This window comes from Paenibacillus lautus NBRC 15380 (genome assembly GCF_004000945.1).
GTDB classification, from domain to species: Bacteria; Bacillota; Bacilli; order Paenibacillales; family Paenibacillaceae; genus Paenibacillus_AQ; species Paenibacillus_AQ lautus.
This window is the reverse complement of the sequence record NZ_BIMF01000004.1, coordinates 311435-327599: the sequence shown is the minus strand read 5'-3', so window position 1 is coordinate 327599 and position 16165 is coordinate 311435. Positions and strand designations below refer to the sequence as shown.

Below are 16165 nucleotides of genomic sequence, written 5' to 3'. Positions count from 1 at the left end.
CAACGTGCGATGCGTATGATGGAAAGGGGAAATTACCTTGATATATTGGGACCACGCTGCAACGACCCCTCCCTATGATGAAGTAGTGGACACGATGGCGGAAGTGATGAAGATGCATTATGCTAATCCGTCAGCACTTCATCGTTCAGGCGAAGCTGCCGCTAAACTGCTGAAAAAGGCAAGAGAGGTGTGTGCAGCCGCGCTGGACGTTCAGCCGACGGAGATCGTATTCACATCCGGGGCAACCGAAGGCAACAACATGGCGATAAAAGGGGCTGCGATGCAGTACAGCAGCCGGGGCCGGCATATCATCACAACGGGGACAGAGCATCCTTCCGTATATGAATGCTGCAAGCAGCTGGAAACACTCGGATGGGAAGTGACCTATCTGCCGGTTGATGCCGCCGGCGTGGTGGATCTGACTGCCCTGACGGAAGCTGTGCGCAAAGATACCGTGCTCGTCAGCATCATGCATGTCAATAATGAGACGGGGACCGTTCAGCCGCTGACTGAAGTGGGGCGTATCGTCAAGGAGCGAAATTCAAGAACGCTGCTGCATATCGATGGCGTACAGGGATTTGGCAAGCTGCCGGCGACACTTTCCCAGTGGCAGGCCGACTTATACAGCCTGTCTGCACATAAATTCAACGGTCCGAGAGGAATGGGCGTGCTGTACGTCAAGCAAGGCGTGCAGTTGTTCCCGTTGGTATCGGGCGGATCGCAGGAGAATGGGCACCGGGCAGGAACGGAGAATGTTGCCGGAGCGGTAGCGATGTCGAAGGCCATGCGATTATCCAGAGAACGTCAGCCCGAGTTTTATGCAAGGATGACGGAATTAAGGGAGCTTCTGCTTCAGGGCATCGAAAAAATTCCGGGGTTGGTCTTAAACAGCAGCGAGCAGACTGCACCACATATCATCCATTTTTCGTATCCGGGATTAAAACCCGAGGTGATGGTCCATGCTCTGGAAGAGATGGGGATGCTCGTATCGACCAAATCCGCTTGCTCCTCTAAATTAAGCGAACCGAGCCGGGTCCTGTTAGCGATGGGGAAGGACATGAACGTTGCATCCTCTGGACTTCGTATCAGTCTTGGCAAAGAGCATCAGCTGGGCGATGCAGCGCGACTAGTCGAAGTCTTGGCTAAAGTTTGCGGGAACCTGCGTCCCATTATAGAAAGAGAGGGTAACCGGAAATGATGACTTACGATAAACTGCTGCTTCGCTTTGGCGAATTTACCCTAAAAGGCAAAAACCGCAACCGATTCGAGAGATCGGTATTGAATCATATTCGAAGCGTGCTAAGACCGTTTCCGGGAGCGAAAATCGTTAAGGAGTACGGCCGCTTGTACGTCGAGCTTAACGGGGAGTCTCCCGAGGCTCTGATCCATGTCCTTAAAAAAGTATTTGGCCTTGTGTCCATCAGTCCAGTTCGCGTATGTCCTTCCGAACTTGACCGCATTATCGAAACAGCGGTTGATTTTGTGGGACAGAAGGAACTAGCAGACCCGTCGACCTTCAAAGTCAACGCGAGAAGGGTGTGGAAACAATTCCCTCACTCCTCGCAGGAGATGAACCATTTAGTTGGATCGCCATTGCTGCGAACCTATCCCCAGCTTAAAGTAAAGGTAAAGCAGCCCGATATGGAGCTTCGTGTGGAAATTCGGGAGAACGAGACGTATCTCTATTATGAAGTGATTCCCGGCGCCGGCGGGTACCCGATTGGTACGAATGGGAAGGCAATGCTGCTCCTCTCGGGCGGGATTGACAGTCCTGTAGCGGGCTGGTCGGCTATGCGCAGAGGGCTTGAAATTGAGTGTGTACACTTCTACAGCTTCCCTTACACCAGCCAACTAGCGAAGGAAAAGGTAATGGAGTTAACAAGGCTGTTATCAGGCTACACGGGCAAAATCAAGCTGCACCTCGTTCCGTTTACCGATGTACAGACTTCATTTGTCGGCATCGGCCAGGATAATCTGATCATTACGTTTATGCGCAGAGCGATGTTACGGATTGCTTCCTCGCTTGCTGAGCGGGAAGGGGCATTGGCGATCGTGACGGGGGACAGTCTCGGACAAGTCGCCAGTCAGACGCTGCCGAGCATGAATGTGATCGGCAGAGCCACCGAGCTGCCGCTGCTGCGGCCGCTCGTCATGATGGATAAGAACGACATCATCAATATCGCGATGGACATCGGCACATTCGAGACATCGATTTTGCCGTATGAGGATTGCTGTACGTTGTTTGTGCCTAAATCGCCCACCACGAATCCGAATTTGAAGATCATCGAGAAGGTGGAGGCTTCCATTACGGAGCTTCCTGCACGGATCCAGGCAGCGATTGAAGGTACGGAGACCGTGATCATAACCCCGGATAGTACAATCGGTGAGCTTGGCGAGAAGCATGCGGAGCCCGTGGTAAACGAAGACTGGTTTTAATCGAGTATCGAACGAAGGTCAACATTATGTTGCGGCGAAGCGAACGAATGTGCACCGTTCGATGATCTCCTAACTTAAAACACCCCAAGGCTTCTCGGAAGCCTTGGGGTGTTTTGTTGTGCTCATGGATTTAAATTATGACTGGCTGGATGAATGACGGCGTCCAGCGGATCTTTTTTTCAGATGTCCTGCAGTCAGCACACCGATAATGATGGCAGCAATGAACAGATATTTTATAATCTGGTGCGCTTCGAAATATCCTAGAAAATGCTTCTCCTCGGTAATCATGGAGGACGCTGTGTACGCAAGAACCGCAGAGCCTACATAGATAATCCATGGGAAACGGTTGATCAGTTTGATAAACAGAGTGCTGCCCCATACCACGATAGGTACGCTGATAAGCAGGCCCAGTGTTACAAGGATCATATTGTGTTTGGCTGCGCCGGCGACGGCAATGACATTATCAAGACCCATAGCAGCGTCAGCTACAATGATGGTACGAATGGCAGCACCGAGGCTTTTGCCGGCCTTTATATTGCCGTGGTCTTCATTGTCGTCGGTCATCAGCTTGTAGGCAATGCCAATCAGGAGTACTCCTCCCACAAGCAGCAGCCACGGGATGTTAAGCAGCCAGACAACGAGGATGGTGGCAATGATACGAAGAATAACAGCTCCGGCCGTACCGTAGATAATTGCTTTTTTCTGGGTTTCCTTCGGAAGATTGCGTGCTGCAAGACCGATCACGATGGCATTATCCCCGGCCAAGATCAGATCCAAAAATACAATGTTGATTAATGCGAGAAAAAATTCAGCGGCTGTGGTTTCCATGAATGTCACTCCTCTTAGAATACGGTTCCACCACTTAAACAAAGTGGATTTATTATAGGCCTATTTTTCCCGATGTGCAAGCATAGCCTGGACAATTACCACATATGTGTAGAGTGGGGGTGTTGTTCTGGTGGAGACGATTTTTTTGTTGGGACAGATATTGATGATCAATCTTGTACTCAGTGGCGACAATGCCCTGGTCATCGCGATGGCCAGCAAAGACCTTCCCGAAATACACCGCAGACGGGCGGTCTGGATCGGGACTGCAGGGGCTGTTCTTTTACGGTGTATTCTGACTTTTTTGGCGGTTTTGCTGCTGAAAATTCCATTTTTGCAGGCTGGCGGCGCCTTGCTGTTGATCTGGATCGCAGTCAAACTCATGATGCAAAAGGAGCATGACCATGCAAACTTGGCCAAAGCTTCAACGATATGGGCCGCAGTCAATACGATATTGATTGCTGATTTCGTGATGAGCCTGGATAATGTCTTGGCCATTGCGGGGCTGGCAAAAGGCGATCTCGCTTTGATTGTCATCGGAATATTATTAAGCATTCCCATCGTTGTATGGGGAAGCGGGATGATCTCCAGCCTGCTTCACAAGTTTCCCGTGCTGCTTTACATAGGTGCCGGTATTCTAGCTTTTACAGCAGGCGAAATGCTCATACAGGATTCCCGCGTAGGGCTGATTCTGGCTTACTGGATGCCATATGCGCACAGTCTGCTGCCGATTGTCATTGCAGGGGCTGTCGTTTTCATTGGCGGATTACAGACAGTAAGACGGCCCGGCACGTAACGGGATTTTATTAAACAACCCATTGGCGTAAGGGAGTGCGTAGGAAAAGATGGATGACTGTTTCGTGCAGTCGTCCATTTTTTGTTGGGTTCATGCGGGTATATGGGACGGGCCAAGGTTATTTCAAGTGGAACAAGCTCGGGATATGGTTTTTTTTGTCGGTTTGGGCTAAAATTAACGTAACTGCTTCTTTTAGAAACCGCTATTTTTGGTGATACATATATTGAAGAGAGGGTGATCAAATGTCCTCCAGAAAAGATTTGGCGCTGGGTATTTTCATCGTTGTTGCTGGAGTTGTTATTTTGCTCGGTAAGCTTGGTGTGTTTGGATTTCTGGGAAGAACGTTATGGCCGCTCGTCCTGCTGCTGCCGGGTATTTTTTTGCATATCATGTTTTTTGGTCGCCGTGCCTCTGCTGCAATTCTCATTCCAGGCGGAATTCTGACGGTATATGGCCTTCTGTTCTTCATATGTAATATTGGGGGATGGGGACTGATGGCTTCTTTATGGCCTGTCTTGATTCTTGGCGTGGCTGTCGGCTTGTATGAATATTATCTGTACGAGAGCCCGCGACCTGGCGCAGTTCTGCCGGTTGCGCTTGGACTGACGGTGCTTTCCGTTTTGATTTTCATCTTTACCTGGCTGGAGACTGGGGCGTTCTACATTATTGCCCTGATCTTGATCGCAGCGGGCATTTGGATGATCTTCGGCCGCAATCGTTCCGGGCGCAATAATAAATGGAGCAGAGGTTGGTAGTTGATAAGAGGTAAAAGTTGCTGGAAGTTTTCTGAAAAGACTTGATTTTCCCGCTCGTTTACCTATATTATAGGATGTATGTTGAAGCGTCGGCATGTCGTCCGGCGCTTTCTTTGTGGCTCATTCGAACAGAAGGGATTTGAGATATATTTATGCAATCAAGAGATCAGATTCGCAACATTGCCATCATTGCTCACGTTGACCATGGCAAAACAACACTTGTAGACCAACTGCTGCAGCAGTCCGGTATTTTCCGGGAGCATGAGACACTGCAGGAACGCGCGATGGACTCCAATGATTTGGAGCGCGAACGCGGAATTACCATCCTAGCCAAGAATACGGCTATTACGTATAAAGATTTCTTGATTAACATTGTGGATACACCTGGACACGCCGATTTCGGTGGTGAAGTTGAGCGTATTATGAAAATGGTCGACGGCGTTCTGCTCGTTGTTGACGCTTATGAAGGATGTATGCCTCAGACCAAGTTTGTTCTTGGTAAAGCTCTTGCACATAACTTGACTCCAATCGTCGTTGTGAACAAGATTGACCGTCCGGCCGCCCGCCCAGCAGAAGTGATCGATGAAGTGCTTGATCTGTTCATTGAGCTTGGAGCGAATGACGACCAATTGGACTTCCCCGTTGTATATGCATCAGCCTTAAACGGTACTTCAAGCATGGATCCAGAGAAGCAAGATGATAACATGCTTGCTCTTTATGAAACCATTATTGACCATATCCCTTCCCCTACTGAGAAAGTGGACGAGCCTCTCCAGTTCCTCGTTACCTTGATGGATTACAATGAATATCTGGGCCGTATCGCCGTCGGCCGCGTGAACCGCGGTGTTATTAAGCAAGGCCAACCGGTAACCGTTATGCTTCGTGACGGCTCCACCAAGAATGCCCGTATCGAGAAGCTGTTCGGCTTCCAGGGACTGAAGCGGATCGAGGTTGCCGAAGCAGGCGCCGGCGACATCGTGGCTATCGCAGGGATCAAAGACATCAACATTGGAGAGACCATTGCGGATCCACAGCATCCGGAGGCACTCCCTGTCCTTAAAATTGACGAACCAACCCTGCAAATGACGTTCCTTGTTAACAACAGTCCTTTTGCCGGGCGCGAAGGCAAATGGGTAACATCCCGTAAGCTGCGTGACCGTCTCTTCAAAGAACTGGAAACAGACGTAAGTTTGAGAGTGGATGAGACGGACAGCCCTGATGCTTATATCGTATCGGGACGCGGTGAGCTTCACCTCAGTATTTTGATTGAGAATATGCGTCGTGAAGGCTATGAGCTTCAAGTATCCAAGCCGGAAGTTATCGTTAGAGAAATTGATGGCGTCAAAATGGAGCCGATCGAACGTCTTATGATCGATGTACCAGAAGAAAGCATGGGTTCTGTTATGGAAAGCCTCGGAACACGCAAGGCTGAAATGGTGAACATGGTGAATAACGGAAATGGACAAGTGCGTTTGGAATTCCTGATTCCTGCTCGCGGACTTATCGGTTACCGTACCCATTTCCTGACTCTGACACGCGGTTATGGTATTATGAACCACGCATTCGACAGCTACGGTCCGCTTATCGGCGGTCAAGTGGGTGGACGTCACCAAGGCGTGCTGGTTTCCACGGAGAACGGATCTTCAACGTTCTATGGCATGATGTCGGTGGAAGACCGCGGAACCCTGTTCCTGGAACCGGGGACTGAGATTTATGAAGGCATGATCGTCGGGGAGCATACCCGCGATAACGATATCGTCGTTAATATTTGTAAAGAAAAGCAATTGACCAACGTTCGTTCGGCAACGAAGGACGACACGGTTAAATTGAAAACACCGGTTATTTTCTCACTGGAGCAAGCACTGGAATACTTGAACGATGACGAGTATTGTGAGATTACGCCGAAGTCCGTTCGTCTTCGCAAGAAGATTTTGAACAAGAGTGAGCGCGAACGTGCAGAAAAACATCGTAAAATGGCGCAAGCAAATCTATAATAGATAGAGATCTACTTGTCCAAAAGGAGTGAACCTATCATGCAAGAATGGTTTGCCGCGCACCCACTCATCTCTTATATCGTGATTTTTGTGCTGATCACCTACGTTTACAACAAGGTATTCCGGGTGAAGCAGAAGCTCCCTCTGTTGAAGGAGATTCTCCTGTATATCTTGATGGCCTTGGGTTCGGCGATACTGCTTGTGTTTCAGATTGATAAGCTGCCGATTATCCAGTGCTTGTTAGTAGCTGTGGCATTGATGCTGATGGTGCGTATTCGATATTTTGTTGAAGATCGTCAGAAGAAGAAGGCTCAAGCCGAGCCGAAGTCATAAGCTTTGTAGAATTTTAGCAACTCAGGTAACAACAATACGGCAACTTTTTGTCAGTCCCCATCGTTTATAAGAGAGAGAAGTCAACCATGGTCCGGTAAATGCTTCGAAATTTGAAGCGTTTATCGGACATTCATCTAATTTGAATGAAATCAGGTGTTATGATATGAATCCTACTCATACCAATCTCCCTCCGAGAGCCAAAAGTGGGGGGAAGGGCAAGAAACAGCCAGTTCCAAAAAAGAAAAAAAGCGTATGGAAATCATTTTTTAAACTTATTCTTATCGTCTTGTTAATTGCAGTTCTGGCTGCAGCAGGTTATGCCGGATATTTGTACATCAAGGGCAATGAGGTCATTGAAAAAAGCGGGATCGACAAACCTGTAGCTCCAGGGCAATCCGCTAAGGAAAAACCAATTACGGTGCTTCTCTTGGGAACGGATCATCGTCCGGAGACGGGGACTTATCTGACGGACGTGGTCATGGTCGCCTCCATGCACCCGGAAACCAATACGTCGACGCTGGTATCTTTGCCGCGGGATACGCTGATTGAACTCGAAGGATATAAAGCGACGAAACTGAACGCTTATTACCCAAGATTTAAAGCGGCTTACAATGCTGCCGAGAAAAAGGAACCGGGAAGCGGCATTTCGGCTGAAGAAGAAATGAAAGTCATGATGAGCAAGTATCTTGGCGTTAATATCGACTATGTAACGGTTATCGATTTCCAGGGATTCCGTGACGTAGTGGACACCTTCGGCGGAGTGGATGTTAACGTTCAATACAATATGTGTTATCGCGATTCTGCGGACGGAACGGATATCAACCTTACGGCGGGTCCTCAGAAGCTGGATGGCAAGAAAGCGCTGGATTATGTCCGTTACCGCAAATCTAGAAACTGTACGCCGAAGACGAAGGAATCCAATGACTTTGATCGCAATGCTCGTCAGAGTGAGGTACTACACTCCCTGCTCGATAAAATGAAGTCTTTCGGCGGCGTAACTAAAGTGGGTAATGCACTGGACGCGGTTAGTGACAACATGACAACCGATTTTGAACAGGAACAGATCCGCAATATTCTGAAGACATATTACGATATTGGAAAAGAAGACGTTAAATTTATGCCGATTACCGGTGAGTGGAGAAGCCCTAACGTTTACATTGACGACAATGAACTCAATGCAGCCAAACAAGCGCTGCAAGACGAGCTTGCCGGCAAGCATAACGCTGGCGGGCAGGGGACAGAAGCGGATTCTGCAACAACTCCGTGACAATTGAAGGCAAGTTTTATTGTATGCTATAATACAATGTATCAGATGGAGATCATTGTACAGGAGGCCGAAGGCATGTCCTACCTTATGATGCATACGACACACCCATTGATCTGTAATCGGCAGACGGATTACCTTGCCCATGCATTTGTGCGAGCAGATTCCATTTGGGGATGGGAGCCTTTCAAATGTCATCCTTCTGATTCCATGTCTTCTCAGGCGTGTTCATTCGACATGGGTGTCAATTTCACACCGAACAGACAACAAAACTCTGAATATGATAGGGGTCATGTCTCTGACGAAGCAGAAATGCTCGCTAGTGGCGTTGTTATGACCTTAAAAAAAGCCCAGTGAGCTTCACTGGGCTTTTTTTGTATGAAATTTGGAGATGGGTGACGGACAAACTCGGGTTATGACCGGATTTGTCTTCCGCTTATAGGCGGGTTTACGCTCAACATGGGTCTATTTATTATGGTGTGGATTGGCTGGTGCGTTGCTTCGGTTATTCGGTTTTACCGTTTGTGCACCGTTATCTTGTGCATTACGATCTCGAGGTGTTACATCTTTAGGCAACTGAGGAATGATGCGGCCCACGATGTCAGCGAGTTCACTGGCAAGTCCTGAAATGGGGTTTCCTTCCTGAATATGCCGGCCAAGATCGGCAATCCGGTTTGTAACGTCTAAATCAGCCGTAACAAGTGCATTGGCACCTGCCGGATCGGATTGAAGGGCTTCCGCGACTGTGTATTTAATGGTTCCGACTTCTGCCCGATCTAAATTTCCATCTACATTAAGTCCAACAACAGCCGTATTTCCCATGACAACACAGTTCGCGTTTTTTACGCCGGGCACACTCTCGGCTAGTGATTTTAGGTGATTTGCGGTTGTAGCGTCAACTTGTCCGTTGTTATCATTTGCGTTGCCGACTCGTCCCGTATTCGTGTTATCCGGAGCCCAACCGTCTGCATTGTTAGTGGTATAACCTCTGTTCCCATTCATGTTGGGAACATTGTTAGCAGTAGTTCCATTGGTTTGATTACGAGGAGAGGGTGATGCATTCTGATTGGCGGTCCCGCAGCCTGCGAGCAACAACACCGCTAGTATTATGGATAGAGCAGCTCTCATGGATTGATCTGTCCTTTCGTAGTAGAGTTCACTAAATTACTCCAGTCGCTACGCTTATTATGTCCGGGACGGAAAGGTTTATGTGTGTACCTGATGAAGAAGCAGTGGAGGGATAAGATGAAAAAAATATTTGTGCTGGATACGAACGTATTGCTGCATGATCCTCAGTCGATCTATGCATTCGAGGAGCATGAAGTCATCATTCCTGCGGTGGTTCTTGAAGAGATTGACTCAAAGAAGCGAAATGCTGATGAAATCGGCCGCAACGCCCGAACGGTCTCCCGATTGCTCGATGGGTTAAGAGAACATGGTCATCTTCATGACGGGGTTCTTCTGGAGAATGGCGGGACATTGAAGGTTGAGCTTAATCATCGCAGCTTCGTCAAGGTACAGGAGTTATTTAGCGAAGCATCCAACGACAACCGAATTTTGGCTGTCGCGTTAAATTATAAATTGGAGGAGGAGCCGAAGGAGGACGGAAGCCTCGTCGTTCTGGTCAGCAAGGATATGCTTGTTCGAATTAAAGCGGATGTGCTCGGACTCACAACACAGGATTATTTATCGGACCGTACAGCCGATCCAAGTGAATTGTATCCTGGATTCTCTACATTAAAGGTACATCCATCGGTGATCGATGAATTCTACAGCTATCGTTACTTGCCGATTAAACCTCTTCAATTGTCTTATCCGCTTTATCCGCATGAATTTGTTATTCTGAAGGATGAGATGGGGTCAGGAAAGTCAGCTCTCCTTCATGTGAATGAGGACGCAACCAGATTGGAGCCCCTCCATTTAAGCAACGAACCTGTATGGGGCATCAGCGCCCGTAACGCCCAACAGCGTATGGCGATTGAGCTTCTTCTGAATGACGATATTCCGCTTGTCACCATTACCGGGAAAGCCGGAACGGGAAAAACCTTGTTGGCGTTGGCAGCAGGCCTCTCCAAGGTGGAGGATGAGCATAAATACAAAAAACTGCTGATTGCGCGTCCGGTTGTTCCGATGGGGAAGGATATCGGTTATTTACCTGGCGAAAAGGAAGAGAAATTAAGACCATGGATGCAGCCGATATATGACAATCTGGAGTATTTGTTCGACACCAAAAAATCGGGTGATATCGATAAAATATTGATGGGACTCGGCAGCATCCAGGTGGAAGCACTGACTTATATCCGGGGCCGCTCGATACCAGGTCAGTTCATCATTGTGGATGAGGCGCAAAACTTATCCCGTCATGAGGTTAAGACGATTGTATCCCGGGCGGGAGAAGGGAGTAAGGTGATCCTGATGGGAGACCCGGAGCAGATTGACCATCCCTACCTGGATGCTGTGAGCAATGGGTTGACCTATGTGGTTGAACGCTTCAAGCAAGAAAATCTCAGCGGGCATATTACGCTGACAAAAGGGGAACGATCCAAGCTGGCTCAGCTGGCTGCAGACTTGTTATAATCATATATTTCCCGAGAAATGATTACGGCAAAATAACTTGCAGGATAAAGACTGTTCAAGATTCATAGGACAGTCTTTTTTCCTTCCTATCGTTATTAGTAAAATCTGGACTAGATTATTAACAAAAAAGATAGGACAAGAGCACTAGAAGTTTGGTAAAATAAGGACATGCGACTATTGAAGGAGTGAAGATGGGATATGAAGCGGAAGAAGTATTGGTTCTTGTTTGCCATTTTACTGTTGTCTTTATCCAGTTTATCTCCCAGCTTTGACTTCACTCACCATACTAGACGAGAGCCACCGGGGGATGAACCTAATCCTCCGTTGCAAAGGCCGGAGGTACCGGAGACCGATCTGGGTCCGATCAAGGTCGGTGTTCAGTTAAACCCGGATGAACTGAGACAACTAAAAGCTCTTAATGAGCGTTTTATGGAAGAGACCGGTGCTGAGATTGAAATTACGCCTCTGGTGATCAGTGATGCACACAAAGAGTCGTTTCTGCTCGAGATGTCTCTTGGTGAAGGACCTGATATTGTATTAACGGATTCACACTTTATTAAAGCGCTTGCAATGAATGGATGCTTATTGCCCGTTGATTCTTCCCAGGGCACGATGCCGGGCGAAGACATCTTAAATGGCCTTCTGCCACCGCTGCAGTGGAACGGATATCAATGGGGAATGCCGTTTGATATAGACCCCTATATTATGACCTGGAAGACCAAGGGGAAGGACGGCGAACCATTTAAAGTGCCGGAGAGCCGTCAGGCATGGCAGGAGTATTTGAAGCTGAATAAGGTAAGCCCTATCCTCTCATTTGATTGGAATGATCCTTACGCGTTCGGTGCGGCGGTTCATTTGCTCGAAGGTGATCCCTCCAAGCCGGATCATGAGGTGCTTGATATGCTGATTCGCAACCATGGAACACGGGCAGAATCCGTGCAAGACGCGACGGATGCAGAGGATAACGGCCAAGCGTCGACCACCTCCAGTAAGGCGGAAGCAGCTGTGGTCATCGAGCCGTATTCGAGCTTTTCAGATCAAGACACCGATGGAGTGTCGCTTGCATTGGCGATGGGGAAGGCGCAACTGGATACGCCCGTTGTCCGAACCCGAAGTTTTGCGGTAGCAGCACACACGGAATCATCGTCGCTTGCCATGAAATGGATTACGTATATGACTGGCAAAGAAATGCAGCGTGAATGGAGCAGAGCGACAGGAACGCTTCCCGTTATTTCTGAGTTGTATGTCACGGGTACCAACCTAAGCGACCGGGGCATTTGGCAAAAAGCGGCCGTTCCAGCCCAAGTGCTGCTCTCTCGAAATGAGCCGGCAGCTTTGGATTTCGGCGATTCGGAAGGCTTTCAAACGTACAGCGAAGCAGCGAATCGATTGCTGCATGGCGAAATCACGATAGAAGAATATAGAGAATTGTACAAGCCTGCTCAACCATGAAAGAAAAAGCTGCCCAGCGAGGGGCAGCTTTTTTCTATAAATCCAGCTCCATTTTGACCACTAATCGTTGTTCTTGGCTGGAGACCTGCGTTGCTTTTAAGAAAGACACCAACTGCTTAGGATAAAAGTTCATGTCGAATTCTTCCTGCAGCGCCTTGCGTGTGGTGTCAGGCAATTCCAGTCGATTGAAGACAAGTTTGTCGACTTGAAACATGATGGCATTCTCCGGTTCGTTAATCACGGTGTATTTTCCTTCAATCAGCAGCGATAGATTTCCGCTCTCACCTGAAGCTATTACTTTTCCATCGTCAAAATGGAAAGCAAAGCTGTTAAAGATTTCATCTTCGGATCTTAAAAATGCGTTGAGATCATCCTCATGGATATCGATGGTGTACTCCTTGCCGTTTGTCTTCAGCATATTCTTGCTTCCTTGGACGAATTGCGGCAGATTTTCCATGGCGCTAGCCAGAGCCTGGAAGTGACGCTTTACTTCGTACAGCCCCACGTTCTCCCAGTAGAGGGTGAATTCCTCAATCAACTTCTTCATAGCATCCGGGTTACCGCTGGCTGTCAGTGCTCCGTTAACCTGCTGTTCAAGCGCCAGCACCCGTTCACGCTGCTTGACAAGGCTGTCCTTCACTTCGGCGAGCTGAGCTGTATTGCGTTCCGCTTCAGCCTGAGCGGAGGCAAGTGAGCGGTACTGATTGTTATATACCGCAAGGGTATCCCGGTCGTTTTGAATGATAATATCGTAAAAGTCCATGATCCGGAAAAAACCGGCTACGTCTTTTGCAGACAACAGCATGAAGAATAAATGATCCCGTTCACCCATGTAATAAGACCGAAGAACAGCTCCCGCCCGATCGCGGCGGTCTTCGATACGCAAGCCCATGTCCTGAATTTTGATTTGCAGTTCGCTCTGGAGAAGCTGCAATTCGGCGATGCGTTTGGTTATCCGTTCGATTTCATGATCAATCTCCACGATGGAGAGGCTGTCCTCCAGAAGTTTGCGCGCCTCTTCCGAATCAGGCATAACCGGGCTTAGTTCCTGCTCGGAATATACGGAAGCGGGCGTCCCTATGAAGCAGAACAACAGGGTTATACACAGCATGACCGGGAGGAGAGGTTTTTTTACTCGTACATTCAAACGGGAGTCCTCCTTGAATGGTTGTTAGTCGAAAGGAATCCAACCGCTGTTTGTCCCTTCATTTTAACCAATATATGACGTATACGACTCAATTATCAACCTTTAGGCATTAAAAAAGCGATCCGGCAGCTAAAGCACCTGATCGCTCTTTTAAGTACTCTCGTTCTCTAATTGCAAGGAAAAACCACCAGCGTTCCTCAGTTTGTCCAAGTTGAGCCGGCGGATTTCAAGCATCGCTTGCATGGTTTACCTATTAGAGTGGTTTGCCCATAATGAAGACCGTCCAATAGCTAAAGCCTGTGAAGGTCACGATCATATAAGCCCAGAAGAGAAGAATATAGGTTCTCTCCGTGAATTTCAAATATCCCAGGATCACGAAAAATGCAGTCTGCAGGAAGAAAAGCAGTGCCATTTCAATATGATCTCCGGCAAAGGCCATCAACCCGATGGTCAGGGTAAAAAAGCCAAGGACTCGAAACATCCGTGCCACGATTATATCCTCCTCTCGTATGTACGCACATAATGCTGCTATGAACATTATAGCGTTATGGGAAAAACGTGTAAACGCCTAACTCAAGAAAACCCTTTATTTTTTATTATTAACCACAAACAAGACATTGAATTCGTGAATAAATTTGGACGAATCTTCCCTTTTCCCTTCGTAAGAGTATGATCTGTAATCAAAATGGAAATACATTTTAGTATCAAATAGATTCTATGAACTCTATGAGAGGCATAGAAATGAATTAAGCAGTTTTTATACCCTATTCAGCAGCCGATTTACGGTATTGAAGACGGTTATTTTAGGATGTCGTTAGGAGGGTTTTATGGTATGTCAGCAGTGAGACAGGATGCATGGAGTGCAGAGGACGACCTGATATTGGCGGAGGTGACCCTTCGTCATATTCGTGAGGGCAGCACCCAATTGGCTGCCTTTGAGGAAGTGGGAGAAAGAATCGGCCGGACATCGGCAGCTTGTGGATTTCGTTGGAATAGCTGTGTTCGCAAGAAATATGAGGATGCCATCAGCTTGGCGAAATCTCAGCGTCAAAAGAGAAGTTATTATAAAAAACAGCCTTCGGTAAGCGGACCGCAGGTTGCCGGCTTGGCTGCTCAGGAACTGGAGCACGATGTCTATAAGAATGATGGTGCAAGTGAAGAGACACTGTCCATCGATGCCGTTATCCGTTTCCTTCGGCAGTGGAAGGGCGGGCTTCAGGAAAGTTCACGTCAGTATAAATTGCTCGAGAAGAATTTGCGTGAAAAAGAGGAAGAGCTTTCAAGGCTCCGCAGTGAGAATCAACGGTTATTGAAGGAAGTCAGCGAAGTGAAAACGGACTATCATGTGGTCAATGACGATTATAAGGCACTGATTCAGATTATGGATCGGGCACGCAGGCTTGCTTTCTTAAATGAAGAAGACGAGGAACTGAAGACGCGCTTCAAAATGGACGCAAACGGTAATCTGGAACGAATTGAATAGGTAAAGGTTATCTTGCTCTAGCCGTAACCCGCATTAGTGCATTTCATGCGCTTTGGCGGGTTATTTGTGCGTATAGGAGATTATTCTGATATATACTAGGACTAGTACTTCGTGTTCGATTACAATAATGGGGGATTATCATGAATATCCATATTATCGGAGCTGGCTCATTGGGGTTATTATATGCGGGCAAACTTGCGGCATCAGGCTGCCGTGTCACGTTATGGTGCCGCAGCGAGGAGCAGGCGGACAAGCTTCGGGCTTCCGGCATAACCATCGAAGACACTGGTCAGCACCAGGTCGTTGACGCCCATACTTTTTCGGTCTGCTCATGGTCAACCTTTTCCGAGTCGGGTGGCGCGGCGGATGCGGATTATCTTTTCCTCATGTTGAAGCAGCAAGGGATCGAAGAGATGGCAACGGAGATGCTGGCTCTATTTGGGCAAGATCACCGCAGACTCCTATGTTTTCAGAACGGTACAGGCCATTTGGAGCGGCTTCAAGGCCTGCTGCCGATGTGGACGATCTACGCAGCCATTACTACGGAAGGGGCCAAGCGTACAAGCAGCGTCTCCGTTTTGCACGCTGGTCAGGGAACGACGACAATCGGCAAAATGATGCCCGCCGGGAGCCCATTAGATGCTTTCTCTAAAGAAGATCATGAAATTGAGCTTGTTATACAGCTGAATAGAGCAGGATTTGAAGCTTTTTTGTCGAATGAAATGGATGAGATGATTTATCGCAAACTGCTGATGAACGCAGTCATTAATCCTTTGACTGCATTGTGGCGGATTCCTAACGGAGAGCTGTTATCTTCCCCTGAACGAGTCAGGCTTATGAAGCAGTTATATAATGAAGGGATCGCCGTATATGACGCGGGTGGAATTCCTTATGGAAGCGGGCTGTGGGAATGGATTGTATCCGTCTGCCAATCGACTTCAGGTAACACGTCTTCCATGCTTAAGGATGCAATGGACGGCAGAACGACGGAAGTTGCCTGGATTAACGGCAGTATTGTCCGTCTGGGTCAAAAATATGGCGTTTCAGTGCCAACACACGAGCTGATAACGCAGCTCATCGAGGGGATGAATACATAGGGGGTC

General features: G+C 48.0%; 15 protein-coding genes. 11 read left to right on the top strand and 4 right to left on the bottom strand.

What is annotated here, in order from left to right; translation table 11 throughout:
* The first annotated feature begins 37 nt into the window (after positions 1-37).
* Positions 38-1198 carry a cysteine desulfurase family protein gene (locus tag PLA01S_RS10670; RefSeq protein ID WP_127592060.1) on the top strand — a complete coding sequence of 387 codons (1161 nt, stop codon included), beginning with the start codon at positions 38-40 and terminating at the stop codon, positions 1196-1198.
* Complete coding sequence (thiI, locus tag PLA01S_RS10665) at positions 1198-2436, top strand: tRNA uracil 4-sulfurtransferase ThiI (protein WP_127592234.1); 1239 nt, start codon at positions 1198-1200, stop codon at positions 2434-2436. Before PLA01S_RS10670 ends, thiI begins: the two co-directional genes overlap by 1 nt.
* A gap of 135 nt (positions 2437-2571) precedes the next feature.
* Here thiI and PLA01S_RS10660 read toward each other — a convergent pair whose 3' ends face one another.
* Complete coding sequence (locus PLA01S_RS10660; protein ID WP_127592058.1) at positions 2572-3264, bottom strand: TerC family protein; 693 nt, start codon at positions 3262-3264, stop codon at positions 2572-2574.
* Between the two features lie 130 nt (positions 3265-3394).
* Between PLA01S_RS10660 and PLA01S_RS10655 the strand changes: the two genes are divergently transcribed.
* The 5 genes from PLA01S_RS10655 (at position 3395) to PLA01S_RS10635 (ending at position 8406) form a co-directional block, all read left to right on the top strand.
* Positions 3395-4057 carry a TerC family protein gene (locus PLA01S_RS10655; protein WP_127592056.1) on the top strand — a complete coding sequence of 221 codons (663 nt, stop codon included), beginning with the start codon at positions 3395-3397 and terminating at the stop codon, positions 4055-4057.
* Between the two features lie 242 nt (positions 4058-4299).
* Entirely contained in the window at positions 4300-4812 is a 513-nt protein-coding gene (locus tag PLA01S_RS10650) for a hypothetical protein (RefSeq protein WP_127592054.1), read from the top strand.
* 152 nt (positions 4813-4964) lie between these two features.
* Positions 4965-6806: a translational GTPase TypA gene (typA, locus tag PLA01S_RS10645; RefSeq protein ID WP_071222960.1), complete on the top strand. Its 1842-nt coding sequence runs from the start codon at positions 4965-4967 to the stop codon at positions 6804-6806.
* A gap of 39 nt (positions 6807-6845) precedes the next feature.
* Positions 6846-7139: a YlaH-like family protein gene (locus tag PLA01S_RS10640; protein WP_100535934.1), complete on the top strand. Its 294-nt coding sequence runs from the start codon at positions 6846-6848 to the stop codon at positions 7137-7139.
* 163 nt (positions 7140-7302) lie between these two features.
* The gene (locus PLA01S_RS10635; RefSeq protein WP_127592052.1) at positions 7303-8406 is read left to right on the top strand and encodes an LCP family protein; all 1104 of its coding nucleotides are present in this window, start codon (positions 7303-7305) and stop codon (positions 8404-8406) included.
* Positions 8407-8868: 462 nt separating this feature from the next.
* Here PLA01S_RS10635 and PLA01S_RS10630 read toward each other — a convergent pair whose 3' ends face one another.
* Entirely contained in the window at positions 8869-9531 is a 663-nt protein-coding gene (locus PLA01S_RS10630; protein ID WP_127592050.1) for a YhcN/YlaJ family sporulation lipoprotein, read from the bottom strand.
* Between the two features lie 117 nt (positions 9532-9648).
* Here PLA01S_RS10630 and PLA01S_RS10625 point away from each other — a divergent pair, with 117 nt between their 5' ends.
* Positions 9649-10980, top strand: a complete 1332-nt coding sequence (locus PLA01S_RS10625) for a PhoH family protein (RefSeq protein ID WP_127592048.1) — start codon at positions 9649-9651, stop codon at positions 10978-10980.
* A gap of 198 nt (positions 10981-11178) precedes the next feature.
* Positions 11179-12432 (top strand): extracellular solute-binding protein, encoded by a 1254-nt coding sequence (locus PLA01S_RS10620; protein ID WP_127592045.1) that lies wholly within the window; start codon positions 11179-11181, stop codon positions 12430-12432.
* 34 nt (positions 12433-12466) lie between these two features.
* Here PLA01S_RS10620 and PLA01S_RS10615 read toward each other — a convergent pair whose 3' ends face one another.
* A complete protein-coding gene (locus PLA01S_RS10615; protein WP_127592044.1) occupies positions 12467-13579 on the bottom strand; it encodes a coiled-coil domain-containing protein in 1113 nt (370 codons plus the stop codon).
* 253 nt (positions 13580-13832) lie between these two features.
* Positions 13833-14069 carry a DUF2626 domain-containing protein gene (locus tag PLA01S_RS10610; RefSeq protein WP_006209059.1) on the bottom strand — a complete coding sequence of 79 codons (237 nt, stop codon included), beginning with the start codon at positions 14067-14069 and terminating at the stop codon, positions 13833-13835.
* 342 nt (positions 14070-14411) lie between these two features.
* Between PLA01S_RS10610 and PLA01S_RS10605 the strand changes: the two genes are divergently transcribed.
* The gene (locus PLA01S_RS10605) at positions 14412-15062 is read left to right on the top strand and encodes an RsfA family transcriptional regulator (RefSeq protein ID WP_100535941.1); all 651 of its coding nucleotides are present in this window, start codon (positions 14412-14414) and stop codon (positions 15060-15062) included.
* Between the two features lie 140 nt (positions 15063-15202).
* Positions 15203-16159 (top strand): ketopantoate reductase family protein, encoded by a 957-nt coding sequence (locus PLA01S_RS10600; protein WP_127592042.1) that lies wholly within the window; start codon positions 15203-15205, stop codon positions 16157-16159.
* Positions 16160-16165 lie beyond the last annotated feature (6 nt).

Bases quoted from the DNA above. Each gene is read 5' to 3' on its own strand.
- PLA01S_RS10650 (WP_127592054.1), top strand. From the start codon at position 4,300: ATGTCCTCCAGAAAAGATTTGGCGCTGGGTATTTTCATCGTTGTTGCT.
- thiI (WP_127592234.1), top strand. From the start codon at position 1,198: ATGACTTACGATAAACTGCTGCTTCGCTTTGGCGAATTTACCCTAAAA.
- PLA01S_RS10635 (WP_127592052.1), top strand. From the start codon at position 7,303: ATGAATCCTACTCATACCAATCTCCCTCCGAGAGCCAAAAGTGGGGGG.
- PLA01S_RS10620 (WP_127592045.1), top strand. From the start codon at position 11,179: ATGAAGCGGAAGAAGTATTGGTTCTTGTTTGCCATTTTACTGTTGTCT.
- PLA01S_RS10600 (WP_127592042.1), top strand. From the start codon at position 15,203: ATGAATATCCATATTATCGGAGCTGGCTCATTGGGGTTATTATATGCG.
- PLA01S_RS10630 (WP_127592050.1), bottom strand. From the start codon at position 9,531: ATGAGAGCTGCTCTATCCATAATACTAGCGGTGTTGTTGCTCGCAGGC.
- PLA01S_RS10625 (WP_127592048.1), top strand. From the start codon at position 9,649: ATGAAAAAAATATTTGTGCTGGATACGAACGTATTGCTGCATGATCCT.
- PLA01S_RS10605 (WP_100535941.1), top strand. From the start codon at position 14,412: ATGTCAGCAGTGAGACAGGATGCATGGAGTGCAGAGGACGACCTGATA.
- PLA01S_RS10660 (WP_127592058.1), bottom strand. From the start codon at position 3,264: ATGGAAACCACAGCCGCTGAATTTTTTCTCGCATTAATCAACATTGTA.
- typA (WP_071222960.1), top strand. From the start codon at position 4,965: ATGCAATCAAGAGATCAGATTCGCAACATTGCCATCATTGCTCACGTT.
- PLA01S_RS10640 (WP_100535934.1), top strand. From the start codon at position 6,846: ATGCAAGAATGGTTTGCCGCGCACCCACTCATCTCTTATATCGTGATT.